Below are 17,353 nucleotides of genomic sequence, written 5' to 3' on the forward strand. Positions count from 1 at the left end.
ATTCCCGGTGACCGGCGGCGGAGATCGGTCACACCTTCGGGCAGACGACCGGTCCGCCCGTCCCCGGGCCGGTCCCGGAGCGTGGCAGCCGGTCCCGGGCGTCGATCACGGCCCGGGTCCAGGCGCCGACGCCGAGCGCCAGAGCGGCCTCGAGATCGGCGGCGGTGTCGACGTCGCGGCGCAGGCCGGGCCGGTCACCGGGCAGCACGACCGCCCCCGACGACCGGTGCGCCGCCGCCGACGCCCCGCCGAAGTGCGGATCGAGGTCGAGCCCGGGTGCTGCCAGCAGCATCGTGGTCCCGGTGCCGGGCTCGTCGGGCTGGAACACGCGGTGCACACCGGTGGCGAACAGCGCGGCGGCGTGGACGACGGCGTCGTCGAGGTCGGCCGGGCGCAGCGCCGGGAGGTCGGCCTGCAGCGCGCCGATCGCGGTGCCGCCGTCGCGCGAGCGCAGCAGCGCGGCGCCGTGCCGCAGGGCCCCGTTGAGCCCGCGGCCGGGATCGGTGACGACCTCGGCGCCGAGCGGGCCGACCTCCATCGCCACCGCCGGGTCCGACGAGATCACCACGACGTTCCGGACGGCCTCGGCCGACAGCGCGGCGTGCACGGTGTCCCGGGCCAGGGCGAGCGCCAGCCGCAGGTGCGCGCCGAGATCGCCGACACCGCCGTCCGCGGCGCCGCGCAGCCGGGTCTTGGCCTTCGGCAGCGGCTTCACCGGCACGACCAGGTCCACCCGCAGGGTCACGCCCCCCATCGTCGCACCACCCGAGTCGATCTCGCCCGCTATTCGGCGGGGCGGGTTCCCAGCGGGCACGAGTTGTGGGGAGACTCCTCCGGGACGGCCGGATCATGCCGGATCCGCCGATCGACGACGATGCGCCCGCGAGACGGGTGGAAGGAGGCCGCCGGTGGCCCGCGAGAAGGGCGGATTCTGGGTCGGACTCGCCGCGAGCGTGTTCTACCCGCTGGGGCGGCTGACCGGGCGTCGGCGCTACCAGGGCCGCGAGCACCTGCCGGACACCGGCGGCGGTGCACTGCTGGTGGGCAACCACGTCTCCTACCTGGACCCGGTGCACACCGCGCTGTTCGTGCACACCGCGGGCCGGGTGCCGCGCTTCCTGGCCAAGGACAGCCTGTGGAAGGTGCCGGTACTCGGCCGGATCCTGCGCGGCAGCGGGCAGATCCCGGTGTACCGCGACACCGCCGACGCGCAGCAGAGCCTCGCCGCCGGCACCCGCGCGCTCGCCGACGGCAAGATCGTCATCATTTACCCGGAGGGCACCATCACCCGGGACCCCGACGGCTGGCCGATGCACTCGCGCACCGGTGTCGCCCGGATGGCGCTGGCCTCGGACGTGCCCGTCGTGCCGCTGATCCACTGGGGCACCCGCGAGGTCTACGACCACTACAGGAAGAGGTTCCGGCCGCTGCCGCGCACCGACATGGTGGTGCGGGCCGGTGATCCCGTGGACCTGTCGGCCTACCGTGGACGCCCGCTGGACTCCGGCCTGCTGCGCGAGGTGACGGACCTGATCATGAGCAGGGTGCGTGACCTCCTCGCCGAGGTGCGGGAGGAGGCCGCACCGACCGAGTTCTACCGGCGGAGCCCGGAGCGGGAGACCGGGTGATGGGACCGCCGTTCGCCCATCGCCCGGTCAACGAGCCGGTGCACGACATCGCACGGGTCGCCGTCCTGGGGGCGGGCAGCTGGGGCACCGCGTTCGCGAAGGTGCTCGGCGACGCCGGCCGCGAGGTCCGGCTGTGGGCCCGCCGTGCCGAGGTGGCCGAGGCGATCAACGCGACCCGGCACAATCCCGGCTACCTGCCCGACGTCGAGCTCCCGATCAAGCTGACCGCCACGCACGACCCGGCCGAGGCCCTGGACGGTGCCGACGCCGTGATCCTCGCGGTGCCGTCGCAGTCGTTGCGGGCCAACCTGACCCAATGGCGTGACCTGATCCCGGACGGGGTCACCGTCACCAGCCTGGCCAAGGGCGTCGAGCTGGGGACGCTGAAGCGGATGACCGAGGTGATCGACGACGTCACCGGGGTCGGCGCCGACCGGCTCGCCGTCGTCTCCGGGCCGAACCTGGCCGCGGAGATCGCGCAGGAGGAGCCGACCGCGACCGTCATCGCCTGCACCGACCACAGCCGTGCGGTGGCGCTGCAGACCGCGTGCGCGACCGGCTACTTCCGTGCCTACACCAACACCGACGTGATCGGCGCCGAGCTGGGTGGCGCCGGCAAGAACGTGATCGCGCTGGCCGTCGGCGTCGCCTCCGGAATGGGGCTGGGCGACAACTCACGGGCGTCGCTGATCACCCGCGGGCTGGCCGAGATGTCCCGGCTCGGGATGGCGCTGGGCGCCTCGCCGCTGACGTTCGCGGGACTGGCCGGGATGGGTGACCTGGTCGCGACGTGCTCGTCGCCGCTGTCGCGCAACCGGACCTTCGGTGAGCAGCTCGGCCGGGGCGCGAGCCTCGCCGAGGCGGAGCGGGCCAACCACGGCCAGGTCGCCGAGGGCGTCAAGTCCTGCCTGTCGATCTGCGAGCTGGGCGAGCGCCACGGCGTCGAGCTCCCGATCGCGGACGCGGTGCGCAGGCTGTGCCACGAAGGGATGACCGCGCGGCAGATGGCCAAGGAGCTGATCTCCCGCGCACCGAAGCCGGAGTAGCCTCGCGCCGATGAGCGGGGACGGCACGCAGCGGGTCGGAGACGGAACACGCTGCGTGCGCGGTGGTGAGCACCCGACGCAGGAGGTCGGCGCGCCCGTCCACCGCGGCCCGGTGCTGACCAGCACGTTCCACCTCGGCAGGCCGGAGGAGGCCGACGCGGGCGCGGACTTCTACGCCCGCGCCGACAACCCCACCTGGCGGGAGTTCGAGGCGGCGGTCGGTGCGCTGGACGGCGGACCGTGCACGGTGTTCCCGAGCGGTATGGCGGCGATCGCGACGGTGCTGCGCGGGTTCACGACGCCCGGGCGGGGCGCGCTGCTGCCGTCGGACGGCTACTACGTCGCCCGCGCGCTGGCCGACGAGGAGCTGGCGCCGCTGGGGATCGGCGTCGGGTACTGCGCGACGGCGGGGGACTGGCCCGCGGCGATCGCCGAGCACCGGCCCGGGCTGGTGCTGCTGGAGACGCCGTCCAACCCCGGCCTCGAGGTGTGCGACGTCGCCGCGGTCGCCGATGCCGCGCACCGGATCGGGGCGGTCGTCGCCGTCGACAACACCACGGCCACCCCGCTGGGCCAGCGGCCGCTGGAACTCGGGGCCGACCTCGTCGTCGCCGCCGACACGAAGGCGGTGAGCGGTCACGGCGACCTGCTGCTCGGGCACGTCAGCGCCGCGGACCCGGTGCACGCCGAGCGGATCCGGGCCATGCGGACCCGCGGTGGCGCGGTCGCCGGGCCGATGGAGACCTGGCTGGCGCTGCGCGGCCTGGGCACCCTGGACCTGCGGCTGGCGCGGCAGGCCGAGAACGCACGCGCCCTCGCGGTGGCGCTGCGCGAGACCCCCGGTGTGCACGACGTCCGCTGGCCCGGCCTGGCCGACGACCCGTCGCACGTGCTCGCCCGGAAGCAGATGCGGCGGTGGAACGGCATCCTGCGGTTCACCCTGCGTGACGTCCACGCGGTCTCGGACTTCCTGTCCCGCACCACCCTGGTCGACTCGGCAACGAGCTTCGGCGGCATCCGCACCTCCGCCGACCGGCGGGCCCGCTGGGGCGACGCGGTGCCGGAGGGGCTGGTCCGGCTCTCCTGCGGGATCGAGGACCCCGCCGACCTGGTCGCCGACGTGCTCGGAGCGCTCGGCCAGGTGTAGTGCGGCGGGAGCCGGGTAGGTCGGGGGCGCCAGAGCAGACGCCGCCGTGCCGCGGCGGCCGACATGTGTGGAGGACTCGTGGCGAATCAGGAAGCCGGCAACGTCAGCGGGACCAAGGACAAGAACTACAACCTCGTCTGGTTCCTCCAGGCGTGCCTGGAGAACTCGCTGCGGCTCGAGACCTACATCGACGACGCCGTCCGCGACGGCGACGACGAGGTCGCGGACCTCTTCCGCCGGGCCCAGTCCGACAGCAAGAAGGGCGCCGAGCAGGCGAAGCAGCTGCTGTCCGGCCGTCTGAGCTGACCGACGACGAGAGGAGGGCCGCACCATGGCCACCTGCGAGGTCTGCGGCAACGACTACGAGATGGCGTTCGAGGTACATGCCGGGGGACAAGCGCACACGTTCGACAGCTTCGAGTGCGCGATCCACCGGATGGCGCCGGTATGTGAGCACTGCGGCTGCCGGGTCATCGGCCACGGAGTGCAGTCCGGCGGGAAGTTCTTCTGCTGCGCACACTGTGCGACGGCGGTCGACTCCGGCGCGGCGGTCGCCGACCACGGCTGACCGTCACAAGGGCCGGGAGGACCAGCCGACCGGTCCGGGCCCGGCGCGCGGCCCCGGGCCCGCCGGTCAGCTCCCGTCGCGGACGATCTCGTCGAGCCAGCCCTGGGTCTCGGCGGGCTGCAGGTCGCAGTACGGGCAGGCGGCGACGTACGCGGGAGTGCCCGGACCGGACAGGCGCAGCGGTTCGCGCGCGCCCCGGCGACCGCAGCAGGTGCACCGCGACGCGTCCGGCGTGCCGGTACCCGTCCGCCCGGTGGGGTGCTCGGCGTTCTCGTCCATGACATTTGTATAACCGCCCGGGAGGTGCGGTGACACCCGCCTGTGGCGGACTCCACGTGTGGTGTCGGACGGGCATCACCGCTGGTGACGGCGATCTCGGACGGGGGCCAGGGCCGTCCGTGTGATCGACGGGGCACCTGCCGGACACGATGCGGCGGCTTCGTTATCAGACTCGCGAAACCTGGGTTCCGTATGGTCGACTACATCACGGACCTCGAGCGTTCGCGGAGGTGGTCGCGTGCCGTACCGACAACCCGTCCCCAGTGGTGCCGAGATCGTCGTCGCCCCCGACCTGAGACCGGTCGATCCGCTCCCCGACGACCATCTCCCGGCACCGGGAACCGAGCTGCCGACCGCGGCTCAGGTTCCGATGGGGTCTCGGGTCCTGCTCCTCAACGCCAGCTTCGAACCGCTGGCCGTCGTCACGTCGAAACGTGCGATCTGCCTGCTGCTCGCCGGCAAGGCCGAGTGTCTCCAGGAGGCGCTCGAGGGTGCTTCCTTCCGCTCGGAGAGTCTCTCGCTCCCCGCTCCGTCCGTGCTGCGCCTGTCCCGCTACGTCCGCGTCCCCTACCGGCGTGCGGTCCCGATGTCCCGGGCCGGTGTGCTGCGCCGGGACGGCCGGCGCTGCGCCTACTGCCCGAAGCGCGCCGACACCATCGACCACGTGGTCCCGCGCAGCCGCGGTGGTGCGCACAGCTGGGAGAACTGCGTGGCCGCGTGCCGGGCGTGCAACGCCCGCAAGGCCGACCGGCTGGTCGAGGAGCTCGGCTGGACGCTCCGGACGAAGCCCGGGCCGCCGACACGGAACGGTGCCGGGGTGCTGGTGCTGGCGGTGGAGCCGCTGCCGGCGTGGGAGCCGTGGTTGTCCGCGGCCTGACCGCGCACGTGTGACCGGCCCTGCCCCGTGGGAGAGGGCAGGGCCGTCGGCGTGCGACCCCGGGGTGGGCCGCACGGGTCCGGTGGCGTCAGGAGCGGCGGAACAGCCGCGAGGTCAGGCGGGCGCGGCGGCCCGCAGCCCGGCCCGCGGCGCGTCCGGTGCGGGCGTGGAACGCACGGCAGGCGGTGCCGCAGACACCGCAGTCGGTGCCGGGCCGGTAGTGCTCGTGGGCGTCCTTCTCGTGGCCGCAGCGACAGATGTCGACGGCGGCCGGGGTGGGGGGCGGGGCGACCGTGGGGATGTCGTCGGGGGCGACGCGCGGCGCCGGGATCGCGGAGGCGAGGACAGTGACGGTGACGGACGGGGTCTCGGGGGTGACGCTCATTCGACGCTCCTTCGGTCCGCAGCGGTGGGGCCGGCCGCTTCTGTCAGATCATTCGCCTGGTCCGGGTGCCTATTAGCGCTACTGCCGTCGGTTCAACTGAACTGATGACCGCGGCGCCGTCGTCGTTCACGGTGGGTGGACGCCTTACGTTCAGCAGCAACGTTGGGTGACCAGAGGTCCGAGCGCGATGAACCTCGCGGTAACGCCGGACGTCCTTCACCGACGAGAGGATCGGACCTCCTCCGAGCGGTCCCGGAAGGAACCCCATGCGCAACGCGGCAGGCCGGCCTCGCCCGAAGAGACGTGTCCTCAGGACCTTCCTCGGCCTCGTGCTCGTCCTCCTGCTCGTCGTCGCCGGCGGGCTCGCCTACCTGGTGTCGAGCATCGGCAGCGACGTCCCACGTATCCCGGACGCGTTCCGGGGGCTCGAGACGACCGAACGTCCGGCGGCCTCCGGCGGCACGACGTTCCTGCTCGTCGGCACCGACTCGCGTGCGAGGGAGCCGACGACCGGGTCCGGGGCGAACCCGGACGCCGTCCCCGGGTCGCAGCGCTCGGACGCGATCATGCTCGGCACGCTCGCCCCGGACGGACACAGCGCGAGCGTCGTGTCGATCCCACGCGACTCCTGGGTGGAGGTCCCCGGCCGCGGCATGAACAAGATCAACGCCGCGTACGCGTTCGGCGGGGCGCCACTGCTGATCGGGACCGTCGAGCAGCTGACCGGGGTGCGGGTGGACCACTTCGGCGTCGTCGACTTCGCCGGGTTCACCTCGCTGGTCGACTCGGTCGGCGGGATCGACGTGACCGTCGCGCGGGCCACCGGCAACGACGGCGTCGACTTCGTGCAGGGCGAGAACCACCTCGACGGAGCGCAGGCGCTGGCCTACGTCCGGCAGCGCTACGACCTGCCGGGAGGCGATCTGGACCGGGCGGCGCGTCAGCAGAACGCGATGAAGGCGCTGCTCGAGAAGGTGCAGGAGAAGGCGACCACCGATCCGGGGGCGCTGTACGCGTTCGCCACGAGCGTCGGTGACGCGGTCAGCATCGACGACTCGCTGTCCAACACCGGGCTGGTGCAGCTGGCGGTCGGCAACCGGAACCTGCGCGGCTCGGACGTCACGTTCGTGACCGCGCCGGTGGCCGGGCTGGGGCGCGAGGGTGCGCAGTCGGTCGTGTACGTGGACGAGCGGCACGGGGAGGAGCTGTGGGACGCGGTGCGCAACGGCAGCGTCCGGCAGTTCGCGGACCTGAACCCGGCACTGACGCTCGGCGACGTGCCGTCCTGACGGCGGATCGGCGGGCGTGAGCTCCGTGATCGCCTGTGGAACGATGCCGCGATGCCGATCCTCTGCTATCACTCCGTGGCTCGCGGCTGGGACGACCCCGTGTCCATCGAGCCGGAGGATTTCGAGCGGCACTGTGCCCTGTTGGCGAGGACCGGCGACACCGTGCCGCTCTCGGCCGTCGAGGACCGGCTCGGAGCCGGCGCGCCACCGCCGCGGCACGCGATGGTCCTGACCTTCGACGACGGCTTCGCGGACTATCTCGAGCACGCGGTACCCATCATGGAACGGCACCGGCTGACGGCGACCATGTACGTCGTCGCCCGGTCGATGGAGGATCCCGACCTGCCGGTCGACTGGATCACCGGTCTCGATCCGGCGGATGCACCACCGTTGATGAGCCGGGATCAGGTGCGCATGCTCCACGACGCCGGGTGGGACATCGGCAGCCACAGCATGCGGCACCTCGACCTGCGCACGCTCACCGAGGACGAGTGCCGCCGTGACCTCGGGGAGAGCCGGGAGATCCTGTCGGACCTGCTCGGACGGCACGTCACGACGCTGGCCTACCCGTTCGGCTTCCACGCCGACCACGTCCGGCGCGCCGCAGCACGCGCGGGGTACACCTGCGCTCTGGCGCTGCCGTCGGGGCCGGAGGAGCCGGGGCCGTACGCCGTGCCCCGGGTGGGGCTCTACCGGGGCAACGGCGCGACCACGTTCCGCGTCAAGACCCGGCCCGGGTATCTCGGCCTGCGCTACTCGGCGGGAGCGGATCGGACCCGCCGCACGGTCGCCAGGGTCACCGGCCGGTAGACCCTCAACTCCGGCCGGAGTCCTCGCCGTCCACCGGGTCCGGATCGCGCCGGCCGGGCCGCATCATGGTGCGGAGCACGTCCCGGAGGCCGCGGTGGACGACCAGCGACACGACGAGGAAGACCGATCCCAGAGCCACCGCCTCGACGACGACACCGCCGATTCCGTCGCCGAGTTGCGGCCACATCCGGCTCGGCGACAGCACGGTCTGCACCGCGACCAGCGCGACCGTTCCGGCCAGGACCGGCGGCACGAGTGCGCCGAGCAGGTCGCCGAGCGAGCAGCCGGTGACTCCGCGGGCGAACCCGACGAGCACCAGGCCGATGGCGATCTCGGTGACCGACACCGCGATGCCGACTCCGACGAGCCCGTACGGGATCAGCAGCAGGATCAGGCCGATCCCGAGCAGGAGCTCCAGCGCCGAGGTCCAGTGGAACAGCGACGAGCGTCCCCGGGCCTTGATCACCTCGGTGGCCACCGACTGGAGCGCGAGTCCCACCCCGTATCCGGCCATGGCGACGAGGAAGACGCCCGCGCCGCGCCACGGCTCACCCAGCAGCACGACGACCACCGGTTCGCCGATCGCGATCACGAGGGCGGCGACGGGTACGGCGGCGAACCAGATCCAGGTCAGTGATCTCAGGAACGCGGCCCTGAGCCGCTCCGGCTGGTCGGCCATCCGGGAGAACGCCGGGAAGAGCACGTAGGACGCGATCTCCACGACGGCGAACCCGGGAAGCATTCCGAGCCGGTTCCCGTAGCGGTAGTGCCCGAGCGCGGTCGCGCCGAGCCTGCGACCGGTCACGGCGGTCTGGACCATGTCACGGATGTAGAGGACGACGTCCTGGAGGAGCAGGGGGTAGGCGAACCGCGCCATCGAGCGCCACAGCCGCACCGACGGCCTGCCCCGGCCGGGGCGCCACCGGGCGAGCAGCCAGGTCCCCACCAGCCACACCACGACTGCCGCGTACTGGCCGATGACCATCGACCACACCCCGAAGCCCGCGGCGGCGAGCGGCAGCGCCACCACGGGGAACGCGACGGCGCGGGTGGGGTCGATGATCAGGCGGCGCTTGAAGTTGAAACGCCGCTGCATCAGCCCGTCCGGCACGTTGGTGAGCGACTCGAGCAGCAGCAGACCCGCTGTCGCCGCCGCTACCGCGGTGACGACGTCGCTCTCGAAGAACCAGCCGAGCAGCGGTGCGGCCGCGAGTGCCAGCAGCGACATGAGCAGACCGCCTGCGGCAGTCGCCCAGAAGACGGTGTCGGCGGCGTCGTCGACGTCTCCCTGCCATTGGACGAGTGCTGCCCGCAGGCTGCCCTCGGCGGCCGAGACGAGAAAGGTGCAGAGGACCGTGCCGGCGGCGAACAGCCCGACCTCGGCGGGTGTGAGCAGGCGTGCGAGCCACAGCGTGGACACCAGCGAGACGAGCTGGACGACGACGAGTGTCGCGGTGGAGATGACGGCGCCCCGGCGTACGACCGAGGCGAGATCGCCCGAGGTCTCTCCGGTGGTGCCCGTTCGGGCGTCGACGCCCGCGCGATCGTGTTCTGCAACCATGTCAGGGGTGTTTTCGGTTGGGTGACGCGGAACGTTTCGCGAGCCGGAGCGATGTTCTCCCGGGGCAGCCGATGGAACGCACCGACGTGGGGAGACGACGTGGACCTGGTGGTGGGTGCGGCACCCGGGAACCCGCAGGCCTGGGACGCGCTGGTCGACGAAAGCCCGTTGCCGTCGCCGTCCCTGCGCTCCTGGTGGCTCGAGGCGTGGGCGGAGCGGGACGCCGTGCGGGTGGTGGAGGTGACCGACGGCGGAGTGCTGGTCGGGGGCCTCGCGGTGCAGGTCCGGCGCAGGCACGGGCTGGACCGGGTCGAGCTGGTCGGGCATCCGCTCGCCCCCGACCACTGCGATGTTCTCGCTCTGCCGGGGCACGAAGCCGCGGTGACCGCGGCGGTCGCGGCCTGGCTCGGCCGTGGGCAGAGCAGGATCCGGCTCGACGGGCTCCGTGCCGGGGCGTTGCTGGCGGGCGGCGCGGTGCCGAACACGGTCACGTCGGTACTGGACGAGGCCCCGTTCGAACCGTTGACCGGTGACTTCGCCGACTACCTGGCGGCCCGGTCGCGGAACTTCCGCAAGAACGTCTCCCGGTTCCGCCGGCGTTTCGACGACGACGGGGTCGAGCACGTCACCGCGGGCCCGGCCGACATCGATCACCACCTGCTGGAGCTACGGCGTCTGCACGGCGCTGCGAGGGGCGCGGACTCGAGCTTCCTGCCGTACTTCGACGTGTTCGCGGCGGCGGCGCGGCGGGGAGTGCAGCGGGGCGAGGTGCTGTTGCACGCAGCCGTCGACCGCTCCGGCCGGGTGCTCGCGATCGAGGCCGTGTTCGAGGTGGCGGGCCGGTTGAGCACCTACCAGAGTGGACGCGACGTCTCGGTCGAGCGCGGTCTGGACCTCAGCACGGTGCTGCTGAGCAGAGCGATCGAGGCTGCGGTCGGGCGCGGTTGCCGGGAGCTCGACATGCTGCGCGGTGCACAGACCTACAAGACGTCCTGGGCCGGACGGACCCGCCCGGTGCTCACACTGCACGCGTCGAGCGGCGCTGCGGGGTCCGCGGTGGAGCGTGGGGTGCGCTCGCTGCGCACGACGAAACGTGCGCTGACCCGGGCTGCCGGCGCGGTGGTCAGCCGACCCGGCCCAGCAGCTCAGGGGTGAGGATCGCGGTGTCGTAGGCCCGGAAGCCGGCGGTACGGCTGTACACGCGGGCGAAGTGCGCGGCCGCCGCCCGGGACGTCTCCTCGTTGGTGGCCGGGTCCACGAGCTGGACCATCCACCGGACGAACTCCTCGGTGGAGTCACCGACCAGTAGCCCTTCGCCGAGCCCGGCGGCGATGCCGTCGGCGCCGACCGGTGTGGACACGATCGGCACCCCGCGCCCGAGTGCCTCGATCACCTTGATCTTCACTCCGGAGCCGAAGCGCAGCGGGTTGACCAGCGCCGTCGCGGTGGACAGTGCACTGTCCAGGTCCTCCACGTAGCCCTCCAGGACGACCGAAGCGCGATAGCGCTCGATGACCTCCGACAGGCCGGGCCGCGGCTCACGGCCGATCACGCGCAGCTGCGCGTCCGGCAACTGTCGAAGCAGCTCCGGCCAGCAGTCGCGCAGGAAGCAGCGCAGGCCGTCGTCGTTGTGCGGCAGCGAGAGCAGTCCGAGGAAGACGAATACCGGACGGGCAGAGGGCGCGCGCCGCGGTGGTGCTCCTGCGGTGCAGAGCAACGGCGGAATCGCCGTGACCCGGTCCGCCCCGGCCCGGTCCGCGAGTGCAGCTGCCTCACCGGGGTTCACCAGCAGGCTCCGGGCGAACCGGCGCACCTGCCGGTCCTCACTGCGTCGCACGAGCCTTCGCTCGAGTCGCAGCAGAACCCGCTGTACCGAGGGACGGGAGGCGAGGGGACGCAGGCGGGTCGGCACGTGCGCCCGGAAGTTGCCCAGCGCGTCGACCTCGATCTCTGGATGTCGCCGCATCGCGCGGAGCATCGTCGAGTAGCGCTCGGAGAACAGGTCGTCCACGTAGAGGACGCGGTGCGCGGCAGCCCCGTGCTCGACGTACTGGCCGAGCCGCACGGTGTCGTAGATCTCGACGTCCGGCGCGAGGTCGCGCAGCAGCCGATCCAGGTCGGCCCCGACCCGGGACGAGCGCAGCAGCGCCTCTTGCAGACTCGAGCGGCCGGTGGTGACGGACGAGGCCAACGCCCACAGGACGTCCCGGCGGCTCGGTCCCGCGATGCGGTGCAGGACGGCCGGGAACCGGGTCACGTCGGCGGAGCGGTCTCCGACCAGCACGTAGTGCACGTTCTCCGGGCCGAACCGGTCGGCCAGATAGTCGAGCAGCCCGGCGAGAACGACCTTCTTCCCGGCGTCCACCGGGTACGGCGCGACGGCGCTGACGACGCACACCCGTGGGTGTGCACCGTCCCCCGCCGGAGGAACCACCTGTTCCACGGACACGCCGGGACCGCCTTCCGGTATCGGCCGGCGGGCGGTAGGACGCACGGTCGGCCGGCACCGCACGACCCGACCCCTCGCGCGGATCGTCGAGTGAATCTAGAGCATGGTCTCCGCGGGGCACCCGGGGCGCTCGGACACCGTGACCGGTCGTGGGCCGTCGGTGGACCGGACAGTGTGAAACGGAACCGGCGCAGCGGACGAGAAGCAGCACAGGAGCCCGCACGCAGCGGCACCGCGGCGCCCGTATCCCGTGCACGTCCGTCCGTCCCGGATCGAGGATCTGTTCCATGCCCCACCGCACGGACCGTGTAGCCCGCCCGGTGGGACCGTCCAGGTGAAGGTCCTGCACGTCATCGACGGCTTGAACGACGGTGGTGCCGAGCGGCTGCTCGCGTGTCTCGCCCGCTCCGGTGCCGGTGTGGAGACCCTGGTCGCGTCACTGTCGGCGCCGACGGACGCGACGGCGTCGCAGGCCCGCATCCTCCAGGAGGCCGGACTGGTCCCCTCCTACATCGGGGTCGGCCGGCTGCTCGAACGGCGAGCGACGGCGGCGGTCGCCGCGGCCGTCATGCGGTCCGGCTGCGACGTCGTCCACGCACACCTGGAGTACTCGACGGTGCTCGCCGCCCGTGCGGCGCGGCGCACCGGGCACCCGTTCGTCTCGACGCTGCACCACACCGTGGCGCGGGACTCCCCGTTGCGGGAGCGGTTGAAGGAACGGTGGGCGCTCCGTGCGGCGGGCCGGGCGGGCACGTCGCTGTTCGTCTCGCAGGCCTCGCTGCAGGCAGCCGAGCGGCTCTACGGCCGGCGCGGCGCCGACTGGCGGGTGATCCACAACGGCGTCGACATGGACGGCTTCACCCCGCCGCGGCACGGGCGGCGCGCTGCGTTGCCGCCGGAGCTGGGGGTGCCGGCGGGTGCCCCGGTGGTGGCGATGGTGGCCGCCCTGCGCGAGCCCAAGGGGCACCGGATCGCGTTCCAGGCCTGGCCCGCCGTACGGGCCGCGGTGCCCGGCGCGGTGTTGCTGGTGGTGGGCGAGGGCACGGAGCAGGAGCAGCTTCGCGCCGCGGCACCCGAAGGTGTCGTCCTGGCCGGGCGCCGATCGGACGTGGCCGCCATCCTGCGTGGTGCGGTGGTGGCACTGCAGACCTCGTACACCGAGGCACTGCCGACGGCGCTGATCGAGGCCGCGGCCTGCGGCGCGGCCGTGGTCGCCACCGATGTCGGTGGCACCCGCGAGGTCGTGCAGGACCGGATCACCGGGCTGCTGACTCCGCCGCGGGACGCCCGGGCGACGGCGGCCGCCGTGGTCGAACTGCTCACCGACGACCCACTCCGGTCCGCACTCGGGGCCGCCGGCCGGGATCGGGTCGTCGACCTCTTCGACCATCGCTCGTGGGGCCGGCGCCTCGCGGGCCTCTACCACGAACGCGCAGGCGGGGAACGGCACGTGAACGAGAACGACGAACTGGCGGACGGTGTGCGATGAACAACCGGTCACGGCGGACGGTGGCGCTGGCAGGTCTCGTCGGACTCCTGGCCGGGTTGCTCGCGGCGCTCGGGATCGTGGCGATCCCCGACACCTACGAGGCGCAGACCCGGCTGGCGATCGTCCCGGCCGAGTCCGTGCCGTCGTCGGAGATCCCCGGCTACTGGGAGGTCCTCAGCCGGGGGCAGGCGAACCGCACGGCTGCCGAGGTGCTCGCCCAGCCGCGCTGGACGGAGGCGGCCTCGGCGGAGGTGGGGACGGCGGCCGCGGACGTCGCGGTCAGCGCCGGGGCGATCCCGGAGACGACGCTGGTCGACCTGGTGGTCCAGGGACCGGACCCGCAGGGGACCGTGCGGGTCGCCGACGCGGTGGTCCGGCTCGGCACGCCGGTCGCGCAGGAGGTGACCGGTCCGTTCGAGATCCGCACGGTGCAGGAGGCGGCCGGGACGGTGCGCAACCTCGCCGCACCGCCGGTGCAGGTGTTCGTCGCGCTGGCGGCGGCGGGTCTGCTGTTCGGCCTGGGGGCCGGGCTGCTGATCGATCGGCTGTACCGGGGCCGGCGGGGGAGCCGCCGTGGGAACCCGGGCTTCCCCGACCACCCCTCTGCGCAGCCGGGCCCGTACCGGCAGGCGCCCGGGGCGGCTCGGCCCAGGCCGGGCCCGGGCCGTGAACCGATCGATTCACCGACCGCCACGATGCGCAACGGCTCCACATCGGTCGGGGGGAATCCGGCTCGGAGCGACCAGTGATCCCGGCCCCGCGGGCCGGTGAGGCCCGTGGGACGACCTTCTCCGGAGGTGAGTACCTCCTGCTCGCCGTGATCGCCCTGGTCGCGCTCGCGGTCGTCGGGACGGTGGCGGGCTGGCAGTGGGCGCTCCTGCTGCCGATCGCGTTCGCGGGAAGCGTCCTGGTGGTCCTCGCCGTGCTGCGGCCGGTCGTCGCGGCCGCGGGTCTGGTGCTCGTCGAGGTCACGAACCTGTCCGGAGTGGTCGGCGACGTGGGCCCGGTCAGCATCTTCCAGGCCGCACTGCTGGTCGGACTGCTGTCGCTCGCCTACAGCCTCCGGCGCCGGTCGGCCCGGCGCGGCATGGCCGCCGTGCCGATGGCCTGCGCGGGGTTACTGGTCGTGTACGTGCTCGGGCAGATACCCGGTCATCTCGACTCCCTCGACCCGGCGAGCTCCGCCGAGGGGATGACGCGGCTCGTCCTCGACACGGTCTACCTCGTGGTCCTGTTGCTGCTGGCCCGTGCCTCGGGCAGGCCGTGGTTGACAGCGGCGGTCGTCGTGGCGGCACTCTCCGCGCTGAGCGGGCTGACCCTGATCAACCAGGTGCTGCTCGACAACGCCTCGGATCTCGGCGGTTTCGCCACGGTGACCACGGCCGACGGCGTGATGACGACGACCGCCCGGCACGCCGGGCCGCTGACCGACTCCAACTTCTGGGGCCGGCACCTGGTGATGGCACTGCCGTTCGCGCTGGCGCTGGTGCACCGTGCCTGGACGGCGAACCGGGCGACGAGCCTGCTCGCCTGGACGGCGGCCACCGGGATGATCGGGATCGGGATGTACCTCACCCAGTCCCGCGGGACGCTGCTCACCGCCGGCATCGCGTTCGTGGTCTGGGTCGTGGCGGCGGGCCCCCAGGTCCGCCGTGGAGCCGTGCTCGCTCTGCCGATGGTCGCGCCGCTGGTGTTGCTGCCGGGGATCGGGGACCGGGTCGTCGACATGTTGCGCGACCTCACGGCCGTCGAGCGGTTCGGTGTGGACCCTTCGATCCTGGGGCGGCAGTCCGCGCAGGAGGTCGCCTGGGCGATCTTCGGTGATCACCGGCTGTTCGGGGTGGGGATCGACGTGTACCCCTCGCTGGTCGACCGGTACGCGGGCCGGGTCGGTACGGCGGTGCTGACCCCGACCGACGGTGCGCACAACCTGTACGCACAGCTGGCGGCCGAGTCGGGCCTGGTCGGGCTCGTGGCCTGGCTGGTCATGGTCGGCGGGTTCGCGGTGCTGGCGGTCGCCTCGACGATCCGGCTGGCCGGGACGGCGTCCCGCGGTGTCGGAGGTACGCCCACCCGGAGCCTCGCCGCCGCCGGGCTGGCGGGTCTCGTCGGCTGGTCCGCGGCGAGCGTGTTCCTCCACCTGTCGTACTACCGCACCGTCGGTCTCGTTCTCGTCATGATCGGCCTGGTCGCGAGCATGGTGCTGGACGGCCGAGGCGGGCGGGTGGACGTGCCACAGGCAGTGCCGGCGGCGATCCGCGGGCTGCGCCGGGGCCTGGCGTACGGCGGCCTGTGCGGTGCGGCCGGCGTCGTCGCCGCGCTGCTCGTCGTGGTCGCCGGGTCCCCCGCGACCTACGTGGCACGGCAGGACTTCACCCTGCAGCCCTCTGCAGCGGTGGAGCAGGCGTACCTCGGCAGTTACGCCCGCGACGTACGCAGCCGGGACGCGGTGATGCCGACGTACGCCCTGATCCTGCAGGGCGGGCGCCCGGACGTCAGTACCGAGGCGGACGCGGTTCGCGGGACGATCGCGGTGCTGGCCACCGGGGAGAATCCCACCGGGGCGTTCCTGGCGCTGGAGGAGGCGGTGGCCGAGGGCCGGCAACGGCTGGCCGCGACCGGTGCCGACCGGTCCTTCGACGCCGTGCTGATGTCCGAACCGACGTTGTCCGCGGAACGGCGGACCGGCACGGGACTGGTGCTGGTCGCGGTGCTGATCGGGTCGGCGATGGCCGTGCTGATCCTCGTGGTGCTACGCCGGGCTCGGTTCCTCGGCTGGGGCCCGGCTCGGCGGGACGAACCCGGCCGGATCCCGGTTCACGCGTAGTGACGGGGCGAGGCGAAGACGGCGGGCAGCGCCGCGGTCGCACGGATCGTCGCGGTCGAGTCGGTGCGGAACACCCCGGCGCGCAGCACGTCGAACGGGTCGTGCCGGCCACCGCGGCGGTTGTGCCCGCCACAGAAGCTGAACGCCCTGCTCACGCCGTGCCGGCGCAGCGCGGCCCGGGTCCGGTGGTCGAAGCTGGTCCGTGCACCGACGGGGTAGGCGAACGTCGTGACCGGCCCGCCGACCTCGTCGCGCAGGCGCCGCAGCGAGTCGCCGATCTCGGCCTCCTGCCGGTCGGCGGGCAGCGTGGCGAGGATCGGGTGGGTCACCGTGTGCCCGCCGAGTTCCATCCCGGCCGCACGGAGCTCGCGGAGCAGCGGCCAGGTGAGCCAGAGGTCGGCACCCTCCTCCGGCGCAGGCCGCGGGCGATCGGCCGCGGCGGCGAGCCACGCCAGGAACTCCGTGCCCCGCGACCCCGCGTGGCTCTTGTAGACGGCGCCGACGGCGCGGCGCGCGCCGTCCGGGTCGAGCCCGCGGAGCGCGAGCCCGCCGGGCGTCCACGGCGAGTCGGGCAGGTCCCCGGTGATGCCGGGAACCAGCCTGGCGATCTCGTCCCACCAGGGCAGGACCGGCTCGTCGACGAACCCGGTGGTGACGAAGAACGAGCCCACGACCCCGTGCGTCGCGAGTACCCGCGCGGCGGCGAAGTGCTCGCGGTAGCCGTCGTCGAAGGTCAGGGCGATCCGACGGCCCCGTTCCCCGCCCGTCAGGTCGCACGTCCCGGCCGGAACGATCTCGAACCGCTCGGTGAGCGCGCCGACGTACGCGTCGAGCTCGTCGAGCGTGCAGCTGTACAGGTCGGGGTCCTCATCCCCGGCCGGTGTCCCGATCCGATGGAAGTTGAGCACCAACGTCCCGCGCCAGCTGAACCGCGCGAGGGCGTCCAGCCCGGAACCGCAGAGCAGCCGTGCGACGCGTTCCCTGCGACTCACGAGGAC

Annotated in this window: 18 protein-coding genes; 12 read left to right on the plus strand and 6 right to left on the minus strand. The window is 73.1% G+C overall.

Translation table 11 applies throughout. From position 1 onward, the window contains the following. Positions 1-28 precede the first annotated feature (28 nt). Positions 29-745 (minus strand): 2-phospho-L-lactate guanylyltransferase, encoded by a 717-nt coding sequence (gene cofC / locus JOF36_RS10045; protein WP_307862296.1) that lies wholly within the window; start codon positions 743-745, stop codon positions 29-31. 163 nt (positions 746-908) lie between these two features. Between cofC and JOF36_RS10050 the strand changes: the two genes are divergently transcribed. The 5 genes from JOF36_RS10050 to JOF36_RS10070 all read left to right on the plus strand — a co-directional run bounded on the left by JOF36_RS10050 (position 909) and on the right by JOF36_RS10070 (position 4,389). Further along, positions 909-1,628, plus strand: a complete 720-nt coding sequence (locus tag JOF36_RS10050) for a lysophospholipid acyltransferase family protein (RefSeq protein ID WP_210026362.1) — start codon at positions 909-911, stop codon at positions 1,626-1,628. Continuing rightward, a complete protein-coding gene (locus JOF36_RS10055; RefSeq protein WP_210026363.1) occupies positions 1,628-2,674 on the plus strand; it encodes an NAD(P)H-dependent glycerol-3-phosphate dehydrogenase in 1,047 nt (348 codons plus the stop codon). The genes JOF36_RS10050 and JOF36_RS10055 overlap by 1 nt, the downstream gene beginning before the upstream one ends. Positions 2,675-2,684: 10 nt before the next feature. Beyond that, positions 2,685-3,821 (plus strand): cystathionine gamma-lyase, encoded by a 1,137-nt coding sequence (locus tag JOF36_RS10060; RefSeq protein WP_210026364.1) that lies wholly within the window; start codon positions 2,685-2,687, stop codon positions 3,819-3,821. Positions 3,822-3,899: 78 nt separating this feature from the next. Further along, positions 3,900-4,127, plus strand: coding sequence for a hypothetical protein (locus JOF36_RS10065; protein ID WP_372447373.1), 228 nt, complete (start codon positions 3,900-3,902; stop codon positions 4,125-4,127). Between the two features lie 25 nt (positions 4,128-4,152). Beyond that, on the plus strand, positions 4,153-4,389 hold the full coding sequence (locus JOF36_RS10070; RefSeq protein WP_210026367.1) for a metallothionein: 237 nt from the start codon (positions 4,153-4,155) through the stop codon (positions 4,387-4,389). Positions 4,390-4,455: 66 nt separating this feature from the next. Here JOF36_RS10070 and JOF36_RS10075 read toward each other — a convergent pair whose 3' ends face one another. Then, positions 4,456-4,668 (minus strand): hypothetical protein, encoded by a 213-nt coding sequence (locus JOF36_RS10075; protein ID WP_210026369.1) that lies wholly within the window; start codon positions 4,666-4,668, stop codon positions 4,456-4,458. A gap of 238 nt (positions 4,669-4,906) precedes the next feature. Between JOF36_RS10075 and JOF36_RS10080 the strand changes: the two genes are divergently transcribed. Further along, positions 4,907-5,545 (plus strand): HNH endonuclease, encoded by a 639-nt coding sequence (locus JOF36_RS10080; protein ID WP_307862297.1) that lies wholly within the window; start codon positions 4,907-4,909, stop codon positions 5,543-5,545. A gap of 88 nt (positions 5,546-5,633) precedes the next feature. Here the strand turns inward: JOF36_RS10080 and JOF36_RS10085 are convergent, their stop codons facing one another. Further along, positions 5,634-5,930, minus strand: coding sequence for a hypothetical protein (locus JOF36_RS10085; RefSeq protein ID WP_210026371.1), 297 nt, complete (start codon positions 5,928-5,930; stop codon positions 5,634-5,636). A gap of 329 nt (positions 5,931-6,259) precedes the next feature. On the opposite strand from JOF36_RS10085, the gene JOF36_RS10090 reads away from it, so the two are divergent. Continuing rightward, positions 6,260-7,219, plus strand: a complete 960-nt coding sequence (locus JOF36_RS10090; RefSeq protein WP_307862298.1) for an LCP family protein — start codon at positions 6,260-6,262, stop codon at positions 7,217-7,219. Between the two features lie 51 nt (positions 7,220-7,270). Beyond that, positions 7,271-8,029, plus strand: a complete 759-nt coding sequence (locus JOF36_RS10095) for a polysaccharide deacetylase family protein (RefSeq protein ID WP_210026373.1) — start codon at positions 7,271-7,273, stop codon at positions 8,027-8,029. A 4-nt stretch (positions 8,030-8,033) separates the two neighbouring features. Here the strand turns inward: JOF36_RS10095 and JOF36_RS10100 are convergent, their stop codons facing one another. Then, a complete protein-coding gene (locus JOF36_RS10100) occupies positions 8,034-9,590 on the minus strand; it encodes an oligosaccharide flippase family protein (protein ID WP_210026374.1) in 1,557 nt (518 codons plus the stop codon). A 99-nt stretch (positions 9,591-9,689) separates the two neighbouring features. On the opposite strand from JOF36_RS10100, the gene JOF36_RS10105 reads away from it, so the two are divergent. Further along, positions 9,690-10,745 carry a GNAT family N-acetyltransferase gene (locus tag JOF36_RS10105; protein ID WP_210026375.1) on the plus strand — a complete coding sequence of 352 codons (1,056 nt, stop codon included), beginning with the start codon at positions 9,690-9,692 and terminating at the stop codon, positions 10,743-10,745. Here JOF36_RS10105 and JOF36_RS40810 read toward each other — a convergent pair. After that, positions 10,714-12,039, minus strand: coding sequence for a glycosyltransferase family 4 protein (locus tag JOF36_RS40810; RefSeq protein WP_210026376.1), 1,326 nt, complete (start codon positions 12,037-12,039; stop codon positions 10,714-10,716). The genes JOF36_RS10105 and JOF36_RS40810 overlap by 32 nt on opposite strands. A gap of 334 nt (positions 12,040-12,373) precedes the next feature. On the opposite strand from JOF36_RS40810, the gene JOF36_RS10115 reads away from it, so the two are divergent. The 3 genes from JOF36_RS10115 to JOF36_RS40815 are packed head-to-tail and all read left to right on the plus strand — an operon-like array spanning position 12,374 to position 16,355. Beyond that, on the plus strand, positions 12,374-13,528 hold the full coding sequence (locus JOF36_RS10115; protein WP_210026377.1) for a glycosyltransferase family 4 protein: 1,155 nt from the start codon (positions 12,374-12,376) through the stop codon (positions 13,526-13,528). Beyond that, entirely contained in the window at positions 13,525-14,277 is a 753-nt protein-coding gene (locus JOF36_RS10120) for a YveK family protein (RefSeq protein ID WP_210026378.1), read from the plus strand. Before JOF36_RS10115 ends, JOF36_RS10120 begins: the two co-directional genes overlap by 4 nt. Further along, positions 14,274-16,355, plus strand: coding sequence for an O-antigen ligase family protein (locus JOF36_RS40815; RefSeq protein WP_210026380.1), 2,082 nt, complete (start codon positions 14,274-14,276; stop codon positions 16,353-16,355). Before JOF36_RS10120 ends, JOF36_RS40815 begins: the two co-directional genes overlap by 4 nt. On the opposite strand, the gene JOF36_RS10130 is transcribed toward JOF36_RS40815, so the two are convergent. Beyond that, a complete protein-coding gene (locus JOF36_RS10130; protein WP_210026382.1) occupies positions 16,346-17,347 on the minus strand; it encodes a polysaccharide deacetylase family protein in 1,002 nt (333 codons plus the stop codon). The genes JOF36_RS40815 and JOF36_RS10130 overlap by 10 nt on opposite strands. Positions 17,348-17,353: the final 6 nt, after the last annotated feature.

The sequence above is a fragment of the Pseudonocardia parietis genome (genome assembly GCF_017876315.1).
Taxonomy (GTDB): Bacteria; Actinomycetota; Actinomycetes; order Mycobacteriales; family Pseudonocardiaceae; genus Pseudonocardia; species Pseudonocardia parietis.